General features: G+C 56.7%; 1 protein-coding gene. It reads right to left on the bottom strand.

From position 1 onward, the window contains the following. Positions 1-17: 17 nt before the first annotated feature. Positions 18-1035 (bottom strand): aldehyde dehydrogenase (locus RMSM_RS27535; RefSeq protein ID WP_040769638.1); only part of this gene is annotated, 1018 nt, incomplete at its 5' end.

Below are 1035 nucleotides of genomic sequence, written 5' to 3'. Positions count from 1 at the left end.
ACGTTTAGCTTGTCCCNCTAAACGACGCGTAGTTCGTCGATCATGCTGCAGCGTCGTTCGCGTGTGAACGTAGGCCGGGTGGTAACGCCTTCACCGGTCGGTCCTGCGATCGAGAACGACAGATAGCCTTCGCCTCCGAGCCCAAGCGACGACATCGAGGGTCCGTTTTTGACGTACAGCGTCGTGTCCATTTCGCGGCCCATCTTGGTCATGTTGTGGACGTTTCGCGAGTGAATCATGGCGGTGTGACGGAAACCGTGTTCATACTTCTTCGCCATTGCGATCGCGTGATCGACATCACGAGCACGTACGAAGGGCAGGAACGGCATCATCTGCTCGACGCTGACAAACGGATGATTCTCGTCGGTTTCACCAAACACAAGTTCGGTACCATCAGGAACCGAAACGCCCGCTGCCTCAGCCAACACGCTGGCGTCACGTCCGATGAAATCTTTACAGGCCGCATCGTGATTGTCGTCACCAACCTGGACGATCGCCTTGCTGGTCAATTTTGCGATTTGCTCGCTATTCAATTGGACGGCACCGGCTCGTCGCATTGCGTCCATCATCTTGTCAAAGACGCTGTCGACAACGAACACTTCTTTTTCCGCGATGCACAACAAATTATTGTCGTACGAAGCGCCCAGGATGATACAGCGAGCTGCGTTGTCAAAATCGGCGGTCTCATCAACAACCACGGGCGGATTGCCGGGACCGGCGACGATCGCTCGTTTGCCGCTGTTTAGTGCCGCACGTCCCACCGCAGGACCGCCCGTGACGCAAATCAGCGCGACGTCACGGTGAGCGAACAATTCGTTGGCACTTTCGAGTGTCGGTTCCGCGATCACACAGATGATATTGTCGATCCCCATCTCGGCAGCGATCGCTTCGTTGAAACGGCGGACGCCTTCGGCAGCAACCCGTTTACCGGATGGATGCGGATTGACCACGACGGTGTTTCCGTCCGCGATCATGCTGACCGCATTTCCGGTGATCGTCGGCAAGCTGTGCGTCACGGGCGTAATCGCTCCGATC

Origin of the sequence: Rhodopirellula maiorica SM1, from assembly GCF_000346295.1 — a bacterium.
Classification (GTDB): domain Bacteria; phylum Planctomycetota; class Planctomycetia; order Pirellulales; family Pirellulaceae; genus Novipirellula; species Novipirellula maiorica.
The sequence above is the reverse complement of the archived record's forward strand: the minus strand, read 5'-3'. Positions and strand labels throughout refer to the sequence as shown.